Annotated in this window: 14 protein-coding genes and 2 pseudogenes; 12 read left to right on the top strand and 4 right to left on the bottom strand. The window is 61.7% G+C overall.

What is annotated here, in order from left to right:
* A pseudogene (locus tag LL06_RS28270) lies at nucleotides 1-106 on the bottom strand (IS6 family transposase); the annotation flags it as partial.
* A gap of 228 nt (nucleotides 107-334) precedes the next feature.
* Nucleotides 335-1,249: a LysR substrate-binding domain-containing protein gene (locus LL06_RS17095; RefSeq protein ID WP_244447166.1), complete on the bottom strand. Its 915-nt coding sequence runs from the start codon at nucleotides 1,247-1,249 to the stop codon at nucleotides 335-337.
* Between the two features lie 105 nt (nucleotides 1,250-1,354).
* Here LL06_RS17095 and LL06_RS17090 point away from each other — a divergent pair, with 105 nt between their 5' ends.
* The 8 genes and pseudogenes from LL06_RS17090 (at nucleotide 1,355) to LL06_RS17060 (ending at nucleotide 7,296) form a co-directional block, all read left to right on the top strand.
* Nucleotides 1,355-2,554 carry an aminotransferase class V-fold PLP-dependent enzyme gene (locus tag LL06_RS17090; RefSeq protein WP_035529580.1) on the top strand — a complete coding sequence of 400 codons (1,200 nt, stop codon included), beginning with the start codon at nucleotides 1,355-1,357 and terminating at the stop codon, nucleotides 2,552-2,554.
* Nucleotides 2,463-2,960: pseudogene (locus tag LL06_RS28430) on the top strand (transporter substrate-binding domain-containing protein); the annotation flags it as partial. The gene LL06_RS17090 and the pseudogene LL06_RS28430, both read left to right, overlap by 92 nt.
* 97 nt (nucleotides 2,961-3,057) lie before the next feature.
* Nucleotides 3,058-3,456 (top strand): transporter substrate-binding domain-containing protein, encoded by a 399-nt coding sequence (locus LL06_RS28425; protein WP_280114124.1) that lies wholly within the window; start codon nucleotides 3,058-3,060, stop codon nucleotides 3,454-3,456.
* Between the two features lie 9 nt (nucleotides 3,457-3,465).
* The gene (locus LL06_RS17080) at nucleotides 3,466-4,140 is read left to right on the top strand and encodes an amino acid ABC transporter permease (protein WP_052161673.1); all 675 of its coding nucleotides are present in this window, start codon (nucleotides 3,466-3,468) and stop codon (nucleotides 4,138-4,140) included.
* Nucleotides 4,130-4,789, top strand: coding sequence for an amino acid ABC transporter permease (locus LL06_RS28005; protein WP_035529578.1), 660 nt, complete (start codon nucleotides 4,130-4,132; stop codon nucleotides 4,787-4,789). The genes LL06_RS17080 and LL06_RS28005 overlap by 11 nt, the downstream gene beginning before the upstream one ends.
* Before the next feature lie 9 nt (nucleotides 4,790-4,798).
* A complete protein-coding gene (locus LL06_RS28000; RefSeq protein ID WP_035529576.1) occupies nucleotides 4,799-5,530 on the top strand; it encodes an amino acid ABC transporter ATP-binding protein in 732 nt (243 codons plus the stop codon).
* Nucleotides 5,531-5,537: 7 nt separating this feature from the next.
* Nucleotides 5,538-6,545, top strand: a complete 1,008-nt coding sequence (locus LL06_RS17065; protein ID WP_035529574.1) for a succinylglutamate desuccinylase/aspartoacylase family protein — start codon at nucleotides 5,538-5,540, stop codon at nucleotides 6,543-6,545.
* A gap of 181 nt (nucleotides 6,546-6,726) precedes the next feature.
* Nucleotides 6,727-7,296: a cytochrome b/b6 domain-containing protein gene (locus tag LL06_RS17060; RefSeq protein ID WP_035529572.1), complete on the top strand. Its 570-nt coding sequence runs from the start codon at nucleotides 6,727-6,729 to the stop codon at nucleotides 7,294-7,296.
* A 221-nt stretch (nucleotides 7,297-7,517) separates the two neighbouring features.
* On the opposite strand, the gene LL06_RS17055 is transcribed toward LL06_RS17060, so the two are convergent.
* On the bottom strand, nucleotides 7,518-8,516 hold the full coding sequence (locus LL06_RS17055; RefSeq protein ID WP_035529570.1) for an AraC family transcriptional regulator: 999 nt from the start codon (nucleotides 8,514-8,516) through the stop codon (nucleotides 7,518-7,520).
* A gap of 325 nt (nucleotides 8,517-8,841) precedes the next feature.
* On the opposite strand from LL06_RS17055, the gene LL06_RS17050 reads away from it, so the two are divergent.
* The 3 genes from LL06_RS17050 to LL06_RS17040 all read left to right on the top strand — a co-directional run bounded on the left by LL06_RS17050 (nucleotide 8,842) and on the right by LL06_RS17040 (nucleotide 13,908).
* A complete protein-coding gene (locus tag LL06_RS17050) occupies nucleotides 8,842-10,869 on the top strand; it encodes a hydantoinase/oxoprolinase family protein (RefSeq protein ID WP_035529568.1) in 2,028 nt (675 codons plus the stop codon).
* A gap of 9 nt (nucleotides 10,870-10,878) precedes the next feature.
* Nucleotides 10,879-12,855: a hydantoinase B/oxoprolinase family protein gene (locus LL06_RS17045; protein WP_035529566.1), complete on the top strand. Its 1,977-nt coding sequence runs from the start codon at nucleotides 10,879-10,881 to the stop codon at nucleotides 12,853-12,855.
* A 69-nt stretch (nucleotides 12,856-12,924) separates the two neighbouring features.
* On the top strand, nucleotides 12,925-13,908 hold the full coding sequence (locus tag LL06_RS17040; RefSeq protein WP_052161672.1) for an amidohydrolase family protein: 984 nt from the start codon (nucleotides 12,925-12,927) through the stop codon (nucleotides 13,906-13,908).
* Between the two features lie 8 nt (nucleotides 13,909-13,916).
* Here LL06_RS17040 and LL06_RS17035 read toward each other — a convergent pair whose 3' ends face one another.
* Nucleotides 13,917-14,855 carry an AraC family transcriptional regulator gene (locus LL06_RS17035; protein WP_035529564.1) on the bottom strand — a complete coding sequence of 313 codons (939 nt, stop codon included), beginning with the start codon at nucleotides 14,853-14,855 and terminating at the stop codon, nucleotides 13,917-13,919.
* 106 nt (nucleotides 14,856-14,961) lie between these two features.
* On the opposite strand from LL06_RS17035, the gene LL06_RS17030 reads away from it, so the two are divergent.
* Nucleotides 14,962-15,336 (top strand): hypothetical protein, encoded by a 375-nt coding sequence (locus tag LL06_RS17030; protein ID WP_152599653.1) that lies wholly within the window; start codon nucleotides 14,962-14,964, stop codon nucleotides 15,334-15,336.
* Nucleotides 15,337-15,367 lie beyond the last annotated feature (31 nt).

The following is a 15,367-nucleotide window of genomic DNA, read 5'->3' as shown; positions in this document are numbered from 1 at the left end:
GGGATTTCTGTCAGCCGGCCACTTGCCAGCAACGGCACGCTTGCGCCGGAGGAAACGCACCCGCGGCAGGTGCGCAAGGTGAACGACCCGGCGGATGCACAGCTGAAGGATGGAGACCCGGGCCGCATCCGGCCGTCCTCCCTTCGAGATCACGAAGGTCGGGAGTGCAGGAAAGGCACCGGCATAGGCCCGGCAGGATCACCGCTCAGTCGAAATCACGGCCTTTGAACTTGAAGAGCCCCCGGAACTATCCCGAGATCATGATCGGTCGCCGGTCACCGAAGAGCCTGCGCAAGGTCCTCTGTCGGATCGCGCCGGCAATTCCAGGTGCAGGTCATAACCTCATCCGGGACGCCGCCAAAGCGGCCTCCTGCTCCAGCGCATCGATGCAGGTTTCGACAATGCGCGATGGCACCGCATCGCTTGGCCGGATGAGCAGGGTCCTGAACAGAAGAACCGGCATGAAAGGCCTGAGAACCAGCCCGTGATGGACGAAAAGTTCCGCGGAAAGCGGGTTGACGATGCCGCAGCCGAGACCCGCCTGGACCATGGCGCAAATCGTGTTGGCGAAAGGGGTCTCCAGAACCACGCGGGGCCGCACGCCCCGCTCGCGCAGCAGGGCGTCCAAATGCCCGCGTGTCGTGTCTTCCGGCGAAAGGGCGATGAAGGGGAGATCATGCAGGTCCTCCGGGACTATGACCTGCTTGGCTGTCAATGGATGATGCTCAGGCATGGCGAGCGCCGCAGGGAAGGCTGCGAATTCGCGGGCTTCGACCCCAGTCACATCGATCTCGTTTGCCGCGAGGCCAAGGTCGAAACGGGCGCTTTGCACCAGGTCCTTGACGGTCGAGGACATGTTCGACTGAAGGGTGATGGACACTTCCGGATAGCGGGACCGGAAGCGCACCAGGGCTCGCGGTACGATGTTGGTGGACAGCGCGGACAGGGTCGCAAGCTTGATCTGGCCCGAGCCGAAGTCGCGAATGCGGGCGGCCGCGCTGCGCAGCCGCGAAAGCGAGGCGAACGAGTCCTCCACCTCGCGGATATAGAGCTGCGCCTCGGCAGTCGGGATCAGGCGTTTGCGGGTGCGATGAAACAGCTCGAAGCCCAACTCCCGCTCAAGATCCTGCAGTGCCTTGGATACGCCCGGTTGAGAGATATGCAGGACTTCTGCGGCGCGCTGGGTGGTGCCGTTGAGCATGACGGCCCTGAAGATTTCGACCTGCCTTAAATTCAAAGGGTTTTTCAAGGATATATACCTGCTGGTTATCAACTTGCCTCGTATTTGTATTTGTCAGAATGTGTTTGCCTTGTCTATCTGTCTCCACAGCAGGCCAATTGGAGACGCGACCCGATGAAAGACAAGACGAGATGTGTGGTCACGCCAGAGCCGGAATTGTCAGGTTTTCGCTCGCTGGCGCCGGCAACCTACCGCGCCTCTACGATCGTCTTCTCCGATGCCCATGCCTATGCAACCCGCGGGGAGCGCGGAATCGACGGCTATTCCTACGGGCTTTACGGGACCCCGACCACACGCATGCTCTGTGACAAGCTGACCGGCCTTGCTGGCGCGGCGCGGTGCCTTCTCGTCCCATCGGGGCAGGGCGCCAATGCGATTGCGGCAATGGCGGTCGTGTCCGCCGGCGATCACGTGCTGATCACGGATTCCGCCTATCCGGCCATGCGCTCCTTCGCCGACCTCGACCTGGCGCGGAGCGGCGTGGAGGTCGAGTATTATGATCCGACCTCGGTTGCCGATCTGAAACGGCGTCTGCGTCCCAACACCAGACTGGTGTGGTGCGAATCTCCCGGCTCCAGCACGATGGAGGTGCAGGACCTTCCGGACATCGTGGCGGTGGCGCATGCTGCAGGTGCGCTTGTCGGCTGCGACAACACCTGGTCGACCTCGCTCCTGCTCAAGCCGCACCGGTTCGGCGTGGACATCGTCACCGAGGCCCTGACCAAGTATGCCGGCGGTCATTCCGATCTGCTCATGGGGGCCATCACATTCTCGAGCGATGAGGTCGCCAAAACCGTTCGCGCCTTTATCGGGCGGGCCGGAATCGGCGTTTCTCCCGATGACGCGACCCTGGTCTTGCGCGGCATGGAAACCATGGCGCTGCGCATGTCCCATGCAGCCGTGACGGCGGAAAGCCTGATTGGCCGCCTTCTGGACCACCGGGCCATTGCGGAGGTGCTCTGGCCGCCGCTTCCAACATCTCCGGGGCACGCCATCTGGCAGCGCGATTTCATCGGCGCATCCGGTGTATTCAGCGTGCTTCTGGCCGATGGCTTTTCGCAGAACCTCGATGCTGCCCTTGACGCGATGAAGACCTTCCTGATCGGCGCGTCCTGGGGTGGAACAAGAAGCCTTGTGGCGCCCATGTCCGTTGGCGAATGGCGCACCGTCCGCCCCTGGGAAAGGGAGGATCTGATCATCCGCTTCAGCGTCGGCCTCGAGGATGTTTCCGAGCTCGAGGCGGATCTCGACGCGTTTCTTGCCGCTCTATGCGGCCAAAAGACAACGACCGGTGATGCAACACCGGCAGTCTGACGGGCAAAATCCCAACCCAACCAGAGGATCCAATCACATGATGTTTTCGAAGAGCCGCTCTATGCTTGCAGCCCTTGTCGCTGCCGCATGCCTCAATTCTCCCGCCATCGCCTCGGACACGCTGAAAGACCGCGTGGACGCCGGCGAGGTGACCATCGGAATCCACAACCGCGCGCCCTGGGGGTTCCGCACGGAATCCGGTGAGGTCGCCGGTTTTCATCCCGATCTTGTGCGCGAGGCGCTTGCGCCGTTGGGCATCACCAAGATCAACTTTGTCGTCACGGAATTCGGGGCGCTGATTCCCGGCCTCCAGGCCCATCGCTTCGACATGATCGCTTCGGGGATCGCCGTCACCGCCGAGCGCTGCCAGCAGGTGATCTTCTCCGAACCTGACCTGTCCGTTGTCGACGCCGTGATCGTCAAGAAAGGCAATCCGAAGAATATCCATTCTTTCGACGACATCACCAATGGAGATGTCACCCTTGGCCGGCGACCGGGGTTCCTTGAACACCAAGCATGCCCTCGATGCCGGTGTTCCGGAGGACAAGATCATGCAGTTCCCGGGCGGCGCGGAATCGATTTCCGCCATCCTTGCAGGGCGGGTCGACGGAACGGTGCTGTCGGCGCCCACCGCAATGATGATGCTGAAGGATCCCAAGCTCTCCGAGCTCGAGCGCGCCACGCCCTTCACCGGCCTGATGCGCGCCGATGGCACGCCCGAGGCCATGGCCACCGCGATCGCCATGCGGACCGACGACACGGAACTGCGTGACGCCTACAACGCCCGGCTGGCCGAGATGAAGGCCGACGGCACCGTTGCGGCGATCATGGAGCGGTACGGCTTCTCCTCCGAAGACAGCGCCCCGGAGCGGACCACTGCTTCGATCTGCGCGGGAAACTGAGGCAGAAGCGTGAGCTTTTTCGATATCTTCCGCGGTATCCTCGAAGGCATGGACGTGACCCTGACGGTCACGTTCATGGGCCTCTGTTTCGCTATTCCGTTCGGCCTGGTCGCCGGCATCCTGCAGCACTTCCTCAAGGGCGCGTCACGCGCGAGCGTGACCATGATCATCGAGTTCTGGCGCTCCACGCCGGTTCTGGTGCTGATGTTCATGTTCTACTATTCGCTGCCGACGGTTGGCATCTATCTCTCGGCAACGCTTGTTGCCGCTTCCACGCTCGGCTTGCATGTCGGCGCCTATGGCAGCCAGTCCGTCCGCGCTGCGCTTCAGGCGCTCGATCGCGGCCAGGTGGAGGCAGGCTTCGCGCTCGGTCTGCGCAGGCCGGCCATCCTGTGGACGATCGAACTGCCGCAAATGGTAAGGGCCATGCTGCCGACCTTCGTCAACCAGCTCATTCAACTGGTGAAGGGAACCTCGCTTGTCGCCCTCATCACCATGTCGGACATGACCCACAGGGCGAAGGAAATCAGTCAGCTCACCTTCGACCCGCCGGCCATCTATTCCGCGCTTCTGCTTGCCTATTTCATTCTGCTTTATCCGATCACGATCTTCGGCCGCTGGCTCGAGCGCAAAGTGGGGCAGGGATCGGGGAAACTGATGGAGGATCACGGCCGTGGCGTTTGATCTGCCTTTTCTGCTGCAGATCCTGAAGGCGATCTTTCAGGCGATGCCGTTGACCCTCGCCATAGCGCTGGTGTCCTGCGCCGGCGCGTTCCTGCTTGGCTTCGCCTTCGAAATCCTGCGCCGCGTCAACCGTCCCCTCGGGCTTCTGATGCGGCTGATCATCGATTTCATTCGCTCGACCCCGCTGCTGGTGCAGATTTACTTCTTCTATTATGTGCTCCCCTATTATGGCGTGGTTCTGCCGGGCGTGGTGGTCGGCGGAATGGCGCTCAGCATCTACTATTCCGGCTATCTGGCGGAAGTCTTCAAGGCCGGTATCGACACGATCCCGGCGGGTCAGTCGGAGGCAGCGCTTGCGCTGGGGCTGGCGCCGATGGACGTGACGTTCAGGGTGATTGCGCCTCAGATGCTGCGCAACATCGCGGCGCCGATGGGCAATTACTTCGTGTCGATCCTCAAATCGACCCCCTACCTCGCCGTCATCGGAGTAGCCGAGATGATGGGGATGACATTGGAGATTGCATCCAGCACGTTCCGCTACGCCGAGCCGATGTTGCTGTTGGGCATCGTCTTCTTCATTCTCGCCGCCACGATGGCCTGGTGTGTCCGCCGGCTTGAAGTGCGCCTGATGCAATCTTCCAAACGATAAGAGCTGCACATGGTTAGCAATGATGTCGTCATCGCCGTCAAGGGCCTGAACAAATGGTACGCGGATTTTCAAGCCCTCAAGGAGATCGATCTCGACGTTATGAAAGGCGAGCAGATCGTGATCTGCGGTCCATCGGGGTCGGGCAAGTCAACGCTCATTCGGTGCATCAACCGGCTCGAGAGCTTTCAGGAAGGGTCGATACGGGTTGAGGGAGTGGCGGATCAGAACGATCTTCTTACCCTTCGCCGCACTGTCGGGATGGTGTTTCAGCAGTTCAATCTGTTTCCGCATCTCACGGTGTTGCGCAACTGCACGCTCGCGCTGACGCGGGCGCGCGGGCTGGAAAAAGCCGCCGCTGAAGACGTGGCGCTTTCACTGCTCGACCGCGTGCGCATTCGCGAGCAGGCCTTGAAATATCCCGGTCAGCTTTCGGGCGGCCAGCAGCAGCGTGTCGCCATCGCCCGGGCGCTGTGCATGTCTCCCAAAGCCATGCTCTTTGACGAGCCGACCTCGTCCCTCGATCCGGAAATGATCAAGGAAGTGCTCGATGTCATGGCGGATCTCGCCTCGGATGGCATGACGATGATCTGTGTGACCCACGAAATGGGCTTTGCCCGGCGGGTCGCCGACCGGGTGATCTTCATGGATCAGGGGCGCATTGTCGAAGCCGCGAAGCCGGACATCTTCTTCGAGGCACCCCGGAATGCCCGCACGCGCGCATTTCTCCACCAGATTCTCTGAGGACATCATGAGCAAGAGCCGGGTTTGGACCACCATCGATTTTGACAGAAACGGCGTGCAGTCGGACCATGCCTATGTGCCCTATTCTCCGGATCATTCGGCCTATGGCATGATCCCGGTGCCGATGATCTGCATCAAGGGCGGGGACGGGCCCACGGCGCTGTTCATCGCCGGCAATCATGGTGACGAGTATGAAGGGCAGGTGGCGCTTTTGAAGCTTGCGCGGGAGCTTGCCGGCAAGTCGGTGTCCGGGCGGATCATCATCCTGCCTGCGCTCAACCGGCCTGCGGTCATGGCCGGAAAACGCAATTCGCCGCTCGACAACGGCAACATGAACAGGGTTTTCCCGAGCCGGGCCGATGGCGGTCCGACCGAGATGATCGCCCACTACGTCTCAAGCGTGCTGTTTCCGCTTGCCGACCTCATCATAGATCTGCATTCGGGAGGCTTTTCGCTGGATCACCTGCCGCTGGCCCTTGCGCGCCCCGGACGCACACAAGACGAGACCGCCGCGATCCGGAAATTGCTTGCAAGCTTTGCGGCCCCTGTCGGGATGGTGACCACGGGCGTGGGCGGCGGTGCCGGCTCCACGCTTTACGCGGCGGCGGAAGCGGTGGGCATTCCGGCTCTCACCACCGAACTCGGCAGCGGTGTCACGCTGTCCTCCGAAGGCCTGAAAATCGCTGAAACCGGTCTGCGCAGGGTGCTGCGCGAATATGGCATCGTGCCGGATTATGATCTGCCCGACGCCGCGCCGACCATTCTGATGCGCTCGCTCGGACCCCAAACGTCCATCTATGCCGCCCATGCCGGACATTTCGAACCCTCGGTCCGACCGGGAGAGGTCGTGGAAGCGGGACAGATCGCCGGCTGGCTGCACCATCTCGACGATGTCATGGCAGAGCCGACGGAACTCGTCTTCAACGCGACCGGAATGGTTGCGTGGCGGCGCTTCCCCACGCTCAGCGCGCCGGGGGACGGTCTTTTCGGCCTGATGGCGGAGATGGATGCCTAGGTCCGCCCTCGGGCGGCGACGCATCCGGCGCCCCGAGGCAGTTCGCGGCAAGCGCAGTGAGGACGGATGGCGGGAGCGATCGGCGCGATCTCCACGGAATCTGCAAGAAGCTTCGATCTACGTTGGACAGTTCCCGCCGAGACTGGTGTCGGCGGGGAGCTCACCCAACAAGGATGGCTGCATGACTGAAGTGTTTCGACTGCGCCGCAGCGTCAAATATCCGGCATCGATCCGCATCCTGCACTGGCTGCGCGCCGTTCTGGTGCTGGGGTTGATCGCGGCCGGCTGGTACATGACCGGCCGGGACGAATTCGATCCCACCGCCGGCATCCTGTATCCCAACCACAAGCAGTTCGGGATGCTGGTCTGGCTGGTGGCGCTGGTGCATCTCACCCTGCGCTGGCGTCACCACGCTGTGCTGCCGCATCCGCCCGCGGCTCTGAAGGCCTGGGAGAAACGGCTCTCGCACGGCACCCACTGGCTGATCATCGCCTTGACGCTCCTCACGCCGCTGCTGGGCTACGCCATGTCGAGCAGCATCCCGGATGGCGACGGCGTTCCCTTTTTCTTCATCCCGCACGTGCCGGAAATCTTGCCGAAGAGCGATGCGGCATTCGCGGTGTTTCAGGCGCTGCACATGTACAGCGCCTATCTCCTGCTGGCCTGCATCGTTCTGCACGTGGCGGGCACCATCAAGCACCGGCTTGAGGACAAGGGCGGCGAGACCGACGTTCTCCCGCGCATGCTCTGAAATTCGCCGCGCCCCGCCGTGGTCCCGTTACGCATCGTGTGCTGCGGGAGAGCGCTTTGCCTGTTGATTTCCACTGGGACCTGACCCTGGGGCCAGGATATTTCCATCGAGAATTGGCCACTCAGCACGTCTGCACAAAGCAAAGAAGAGAACCGATCAGAAGCCACAACGGGGTGCGCTCTAGCGACAAAGCGGTGGACTGTTCGATGATGATACCTCGCTCACCTTTGAACGCTTGACGACTTCCCTGACCTGAGCGTTGCGGAGGGCAGTTCACCGAACTTCCGGTAATAGTGACCAGAAAACGTACCGAGGTGACTGAAACCGTAAGCGAATGCCACATCCGTCACGGTCGCATCAGGGGTATCCGGATGCAGTAGCGCATCGCGGATGCGGTTCAACCGCAGATCCCGCAGCACCTCCAGAGGCGTGGCCCCCCGGCAACGACGGAAGCCTTCAAAGACCGTTCTGCGGCTTGCACCGGCGTTGCTGACGATCTGCTCGATCGTCAGCGGCGTGGCGAGGTTGGCGGCCATGTAGCGCTCGGCACGGAGGATATAATGCGGTAGCGGCGTTGCCGCATCATCGCGTGACACATCGCTCAATCCGCAGTCCTGTGTCGTGAAAAGAACGGCCATCACCATTTCTTCCAACTGCCGGGCAACCAGCGGGTATTGTTGCGCACGGCTGACGATCGCGCCGCCTCCCGTCAGCAGATCGCCGATATGCCGCCAGCAATCGCCGGCCGAGCCGCGAAGATCGAGCACAGGGTCGAATTCGATCGTTTTCTCTGCGGTGTTGGAGGACGGCCGCAGCCGGGCCATGAATTGCATGACGCGCTCCCGCTTCAATCGCAGGATGAGCTGCGAGAAGGAGCGATCGGCAATCTGTCGATGGCGCGAGGTGGGACTGAGGACCGATCCCCTGTCGGGGTTTACCTCAACCCTCGTGGTGCCAATCACCTGCAACGATTCTCCCGCCAGCGGCAGTGTTATGAAATAGTAGTCGCCGGATGGATCGGTAGCGGTTGAAACGTCCGCCCCGAAAGCCAGGCGGACTGCGGACATCGCGCCGAGACGGACATAATCGAGCCGCGCGGCAAGTCTGCGGCCATGCTCGGTTACATGCAGGTTGAACGGAGACAGAACGCGTGTCGTTTCCTTCTTCACCAACGCATAGTTGGAAGAATCGAACAACATATGGCTGTTCCAGTCGACCATGGGCGCCTCTGCGCGATTGACCAAAAGACCTTCATTTTACTGGTCGGATGTCGGCCGCGTTGCTCCAACCCCGCGTTTTGCTCGCCACTATAAGCAGCGCTTGCAGCACCGCAAGCGAAGAATCGACCGGCGCGCCACGCGTTCCAATGCGGTCCCCCGATCGGGCGAAACGGGTTGAGAGAGGTTCCCCCAACACAATCGCTTGCGTCGATTTCTGCACTGGCGCGCACTTCTCTGCACTCCCGCGATAGCCGCCGCCGCCGTTTTGCGGTGCATTTTCGCCCGGGCTGAGGAGGCTTTCGGAACAATAAACGCGGAGGGAACGGTGACAAAATACCGTGTGGCCGTCGATGTCGGCGGCAGTTTTACTGATCTATTTTTCGTCAACGAAGAAACGGGCGAGCACATGGTCTCGAAGGTGCCGTCCGAATCCGATGGGTTGAATGCGGTGCTGAAGGGTATCCAGAAGGCGGGGATACCGGTTCCGGCGATCCGCATGCTGACCATCGGGATGACCGTCGCCACGAATGCGATCATCGAACGGAAGTTCCCCCGTACGGCCATGGTCACCACTGAAGGTTTTCGCGATGTCATCGAGATAGGTCGCGGCTACAAGGACGATTTGTGGGACACGAATTACGATCTGGCGATGCCCTACGTCGCGCGCCGCGACAGGCTTGTCGTGCCGGAGCGCGTCGCCGCGGACGGGTCGGTCTACACCCCGCTTGACACCGAGCGCGCGCGGGCGATTGCCAGGATCATCAAGAAGCGCGGCATCGAATCCGTCGCCGTGTGCTTCATCAATTCATTCAAGAATCCTGTTCACGAGCAGGCCATGGGCCTTATCCTCCAGGAGGAACTCGGCAGCGACGCCTTGATCTCGCTGTCCAGCGACGTTCTGCCCGAGATCTTCGAGCATGAGCGATTCTCGACGACAATCGCCAATGCGTGTGTGTCGCCGGTGATACGCACTTTCGTGCGCAGGCTTACGAGCGATCTGAAGCAGGAAGGGCTTACCGGCGACATCCTGATTTTCCACTCCGGCGGCGGGGTTCTGACTGCAGCCTCGGCGGAACGCTACGGCGCACGCACGGCCTCATCCGGCATCGCCGCCGGCGCCATCGCCGCGGCACGCATCGCGGGCAACTGCGGCTTTCAAAACTGCATAGGCCTCGATATGGGAGGCACGAGCGCAGACATCTCGATCACCGTTGACGGCCAGATCAATTCAACCACGGACTGGTCGATTGAGTTCGGTTATCCGATCGGCTTTCCGTCGCTCGAAGTCCTGACCATTGGAGCAGGCGGCGGCTCGCTTGCCTGGATCGATGCGGGCGGTGGTCTTCGAAACGGCCCGCAGTCGGCCGGTTCGAATCCCGGTCCGGCCGCCTATTCCAAAGGCAACCAGCAGGCGACAAACACGGACGCCAACCTCGTGCTGGGCCGGCTTGGCGGAGAGCTGCTGGGCGGCGACATGAGCTTGGACAAGTCCAAGGCGGAAACGGCGGTGCAAACCACGGTCGCGACCCATTTCGGCCTCTCGGCGACCGAAGCGGCGCAGGCGGTGATCAATATAGCGAACGGCAACATGGCGCAGGCCGTCCGCACCGTGTCGATTGGGAGGGGACATGATCCGCGCGATTTCGCTTTGGTCGCGTTTGGCGGCGCAGGACCGCTGCACGGCGCGGCCATCGCGCGCGAACTCGACATTCCCACCGTGATCATACCGCCGAACCCTGGCGTGACTTCGGCGCTCGGATGCTTGCTCGTCGACCTGCGGCATGACCTTTCAGCCATGATCCTGCGACGGGGAGACGAACTGGACACCGGGGATCTCATGTCCGCCTTCGACAAGCTGCGCCAGGAAGGCGCCGAGCGCCTGGAACGGGAAGGCATTGACCCTAGCCATCATCGCTTCGAATATTCTTCCGACATGCGCTACCTCGGTCAATGGCGGTCGATTACCGTCCCTGTGGACCCTGAAAACATCTCGATCGAGACGGTTCTGGCCGACTTTCACTCCGGTCACGAGCATGAATACAACTACCGCCGCGAAGAGGCGCCCGTCGAGATATTCCGGATCAACGTTGTTGCCATCGGCGTGACTCCGCCGTTCGAACTTGCACTCGGGGAGCCGGATGGAAGCGAGCCTGAGTTCAGGAGATCGCGGCCGGTTGTCTTCGACGGCAACCGCGAGGCGATCGATACGCCCATCTACCAGCGAACCGATCTTCGCGCCGGGCATCGCCTTGATGGGCCGGCAGTCATCGAACAGGTTGATTCCACCGTGCTCATACCGCCCGGCGCTCGCGGCACAGTGGATCGCTATCTCAATCTCATCCTGGCAGTTTGAGGAATTACTATGAGTGTTCATAAAGAAAATCCCCTGTCTCACGAAGACAGGCTCGATCCGGTCACGTTCGAAGTTCTGAAGAACGGCTTTTCGGCTGCGGTGGAAAGCATGTCCGATCAGGTAAGGCGGACATGCTATTCCTTCACGGTCTTCAACGGCGATTTTTCGTCCTGCCTCTGCGACCGCGACGGCAATCTCGTGTCGCATGGCCGGCTCGATCTGTCCGGCCACATCGCCACGATGCACAATACGTGCAAGGCCGTGATCGCCGAGTTTGGCGACGATATCCATCCGGGCGACGCGTTTGTCATGAACGACGCCTATGCCGGCAATACACACTGGAACGACATCCGCGTCGTGCTGCCGGTATTTCATGAAGGCAAGCTCATCGCCTTTACGCAGTCGAGCGCGCATTGGGCCGATATAGGCGGGAACGCACCGGGCTCGTTCGACGTCAGCGCCACGAGCTACTGGTCTGAAGCGCTGCGTATTACGCCGATCCGCTTGTGGAGCCAGGGCCGCTTCCTGCGCGACATTGCCCGGATGATCATGGCCAATGTGCGCGTGCCGAGCGACTCCGAAGGCGACCTCAATGCACAATATGAGTCCACCCTGGTTGGCAAGCGGGAGCTTCTGCGCCTCGTCGACAAGTACGGCGTTGAAGACGTTCTCGAAGCCTTCAGCGCGGTTCAGGATTATGTCGAGCGCTTCTTCCGTGCCCGGCTGGAGAGCCTTCCGGACGGAAGTTGGGAAAGCATCGACTATCTCGATCAGGATTATGGCCGCCCCGGCGACGGCCTGATCCCGATCAAGATGAAGATGATCAAACAAGGCACTCAGCTCACCTTCGACCTGACGGGCACCGCACCCACCCTGGCGATGAACATCAACGCGCACGAAGGCAGCGCTTATTCGGCCATCTGCGCAAGCCTGAAGCTGTTCTTTCCGGAAATACCGCTCAATTCAGGCTTCTTCAGGGTGGTGGACCTGAAGGTGCCTGACGGAACGCTGGTCAGCGCGAAGTGGCCCGTCGCATGCACGGGACATGTCATGACCTATGAGAAGCTCGTGAATTCCGTGCAGAGCATCTTTTCCAAGATCGAGCCGTCTCGCGCGATGGCCTGTTCCTTCAATCTCGACTACCTGCTGATCGGCGGATACGACCGGCGCATTGGCGACGGTCAGCAATACCTGCTTTACGACTGGCTTTCCGGCGGTTGGGGCGGGCATTCCACCAAGGATGGGCGATGCTACAGCACCTTGTTCGGCATCAGCCTGAAGAACCAGCCGGTTGAAGGCCAGGAACGACTGTCGCCGACCATGGTCACCCAATATGAACTGGCGGCGGATTCGGCCGGTCCGGGTAAGTACCGGGGTGGCATGGGAATCGCGAAGGGCTACCGGTTTACCGACGACGCCAAGGACACCATAGCGACATTCGTCTGCAACAGGGCCCGGGCCGTGGTGTGGGGCGACGCCGGCGGACTGCCTTCCTGCCCGGTCTACTCGCTGCACCAAAGCGGTGGCCGAACTGTCGACCGCGGTCCCTTGTGGGCGAATGTAAGAATGGAGGCAGGCGACACGCTTCACCGCCCGTCGGGCGGCGGCGGCGGCTATGGTGATCCGCTCGAACGCGATCCGAAGGCGGTCCTGGAGGATGTGATCGACGAATATGTGTCCATAGAGCGCGCCCGCACGGACTACGGGGTCGTCGTCAAGGTGATCGACGCCGATCTTTGCGACTATCGAATCGACGCCGATGCCACGAAGCTGGAGCGCGCGCGCATTCGCAAGCAACGCCATGGTTGGCTCGAAGCCGATCCCGAACCGATTGTTGAACGGTTTCAGCGGGGCGAAATCGGCGTGCTCGACCTGATCCGGCAATACGGGATCATACTGGATTGGGACAGCGGCAGCCTTTTGCCCAACACCACCGCGCAATATCGCGAACTCATGAAAACGCGCTCCGCATCCGCCTGGAAGTAGAGATGCATTGGAGGAGGAGGGCGCCGCCGTCTGCAGCGCCCTCTTCGAACCGAGAGGATTCAACCGCGCATGATTATCGACTTCTCCACCCATGTCCTGCCGCAACGGACATTCCGTATGATCGATGCGATGCCCCAGCGGTTCGGAGCAATGACGCGGGAAATACAGGGCGTCCGCGCGCTGTATGATATGGAAGAGCGGTTTCGACAGCTCGACCGCGTGCCGGAGCACCTGCAGGTGATCTCGCTCGCCAGCCCGGCCCTGGAGGAAATCGCCACACCGGAGCAAATCCGACACATCGTCCCGCTTGCCAATGACGAAATGGCCGAGCTCGTGGCGATGCACCCTGACCGGTTCGTGGGCTTCCTCGCCAGCCTTTCACTCGATGACGTGAACTGGTCCCTGCGCGAAATGGAGAGGGCCTTCGACCAGCTCGGCGCAGCGGGCATTCAGCTTTCGACGCAGATACGCGACACGCCTCTCGACGATCCGCGCTTCGAACCTGTCTTTGAAATGCTGGCCCGGAGAGACAAGCCTTTGTTCCTCCATCCGGCGCGCCCGCCCGGCTTGGCCGACTTTCCTGGCGAAAAGGGCTCGCTGTTCGGTGTCGGCCAGGTGATCGGCTGGCCTTATCTCACATCGGTCCTCATGTGGCGCATCATCTGCCGGGGCATCTTCGATCGCCATCCCGGCTTGAAAATAGTCACCCACCACCTTGGCGGCATGATTCCCTATCAGTCGGCGCGGATGGAAGAAATGCTGCAATATGAGCTCGATGCCCTCGATGAGGGGCGCAGGCGCGAAGGCCTTGCGGGCTTCAGGCACACATCGGGCGAATATCTCAGGATGTTCTACGGGGACACGTCGATGCAGGGTTCCGTCGAACCTGTGCGGTGCGGCATATCCTTCTTTGGCGTTCCCAAGGTCGTTTTTGGCTCCGATATGCCGTTCAGCAGCGTTGGCGACACGCTGGACGGATTGGCAAAGCTTGGCCTCGATGCGCGATCATACAGCGCGATCGCCGGGGAAAACGCGCTTCGCTTGATAGCCTGAGAAGCGGGTCATGGACCGCTCTGCACGAGGAAACGCACGGCGCCGCGCTGTCCAGGCGAACGCGCGTGCTGGCGGGGCGTCGTGCCCGTGACGCGCTTGAAGGCGGTTCTGAAGGCGCTTTCCGAGTCATAGCCGAGGGCATGGGCGATCGCGCCGATGGGCTCGCCGTGGTCCAGACGGCGTCCGGCGAGGAGCATTCGCCAGCGCGTGAGATACACGATCGGGCTTTCGCCGACCAACTGCCGGAACTGCGCGGCAAAGCCGGCGCGCGACATGCCGGCTTCTGCGGCGAGCGTTTCCACCGTCCAACGCCGCGACGGCTCCCGATGGATCGCCTTGATGGCTGCCCCCACCCGCTGATCCGACAGCGCGAACAGCCAGCCGACACCCGTGTTCGCATCGAGATAGAGACGGAGCGCCTGGATGAGGATCATCAAGGCGAGTTGCTGGGCGACGAGGATGCCACCCGGCTTGAGATCGGTCAGTTCCTGCCGCATCCGCTCGAAGGCCCAGCGCAGCGTGTCGCGATCCGTCTCGCCGCGCAAATGGACGATGGGCGGCAGCATGCCGAGCAGGATCTCCGCGTGAGGACCCGCGAGCGCAAAATGGCCGCCGAGCACCGTCACGCCGGTGCCGTCGTTGAGCTTCACCAGCTTGCCTTCTTCGGCGCCGAGAAAATAGCCCCGCCAGTCGTCGGCGGGCAGGTTCAGGTCGCTGGCGATCTGAAACGGCCGGCCTCGCGGCAGCAGGAAGCAATCCCCCTTCTGGAGAAACACAGGCTCTCCCGCACCGTCCACGGCGATCCAGCACGCGCCGGCGGCCACGGCGTAGCATTTGATGGCCTCATGGGCGTCAAAGCCGATCGACCAGCTCCCGCCGGCTTCGAAGCCGCCGACGAGATAGCTTCGCAGTCGCAGGAACGAGATGATATCGGACAATGGGTCCATTTTTGGATGATCTCCAACAAAAACGGGATTTTGGCGCATAGTTCGTCTGGAGTCGACCGCCTATAACTCGATGCTCACGCCGTCCGGCGATCATGGGTAAGGGAGATTGGCTTTGACTTTCGGGATATTGGCGCTCGTCATGACGGTCGCGTGTGCCGTTCTCGGCGCCCGCTTCATCTTCTTCGGCGGGAGCGTGCTCAAGGAGTGGGGGCTCGAGCCATCCACTGGCGCGCTTATCCTGTTTCGCCGGATGGGCCTGATGTATCTCGGCCTCGCCCTGATGTTCTTCCTCGGCAGAACAGCCGCCGCCTCGGAGATCCGGTCGGCGCTGTGCCTGGTCATGGGCGGAACGTCTATGCTGCTGGCGTGTCTGGGGCTGTCCGAATTCCTGGCCCGGCGAGCCAGCGCGGGCATCTTTCGGTCTGTGGTCGCGGAGGCGGTGCTTGGTTCAGCCTTTGTCTGGATGGGGTGGGTGGGCTGATGAGCACGATCGGTTTCACGCCGCCAACCGA

Source organism: Hoeflea sp. BAL378 (assembly GCF_000759435.1).
Taxonomy (GTDB): Bacteria; Pseudomonadota; Alphaproteobacteria; order Rhizobiales; family Rhizobiaceae; genus Hoeflea.
The sequence above is the reverse complement of the archived record's forward strand: the minus strand, read 5'-3'. Positions and strand labels throughout refer to the sequence as shown.

What these genes read in the sequence shown, in the direction of transcription:
- LL06_RS17090 (WP_035529580.1), top strand. Translation starts at nt 1,355, where the DNA reads ATGAAAGACAAGACGAGATGTGTGGTCACGCCAGAGCCGGAATTGTCA.
- LL06_RS28000 (WP_035529576.1), top strand. Translation starts at nt 4,799, where the DNA reads ATGGTTAGCAATGATGTCGTCATCGCCGTCAAGGGCCTGAACAAATGG.
- LL06_RS17065 (WP_035529574.1), top strand. Translation starts at nt 5,538, where the DNA reads ATGAGCAAGAGCCGGGTTTGGACCACCATCGATTTTGACAGAAACGGC.
- LL06_RS17060 (WP_035529572.1), top strand. Translation starts at nt 6,727, where the DNA reads ATGACTGAAGTGTTTCGACTGCGCCGCAGCGTCAAATATCCGGCATCG.
- LL06_RS17055 (WP_035529570.1), bottom strand. Translation starts at nt 8,516, where the DNA reads ATGGTCGACTGGAACAGCCATATGTTGTTCGATTCTTCCAACTATGCG.
- LL06_RS17045 (WP_035529566.1), top strand. Translation starts at nt 10,879, where the DNA reads ATGAGTGTTCATAAAGAAAATCCCCTGTCTCACGAAGACAGGCTCGAT.
- LL06_RS17040 (WP_052161672.1), top strand. Translation starts at nt 12,925, where the DNA reads ATGATTATCGACTTCTCCACCCATGTCCTGCCGCAACGGACATTCCGT.
- LL06_RS17035 (WP_035529564.1), bottom strand. Translation starts at nt 14,855, where the DNA reads ATGGACCCATTGTCCGATATCATCTCGTTCCTGCGACTGCGAAGCTAT.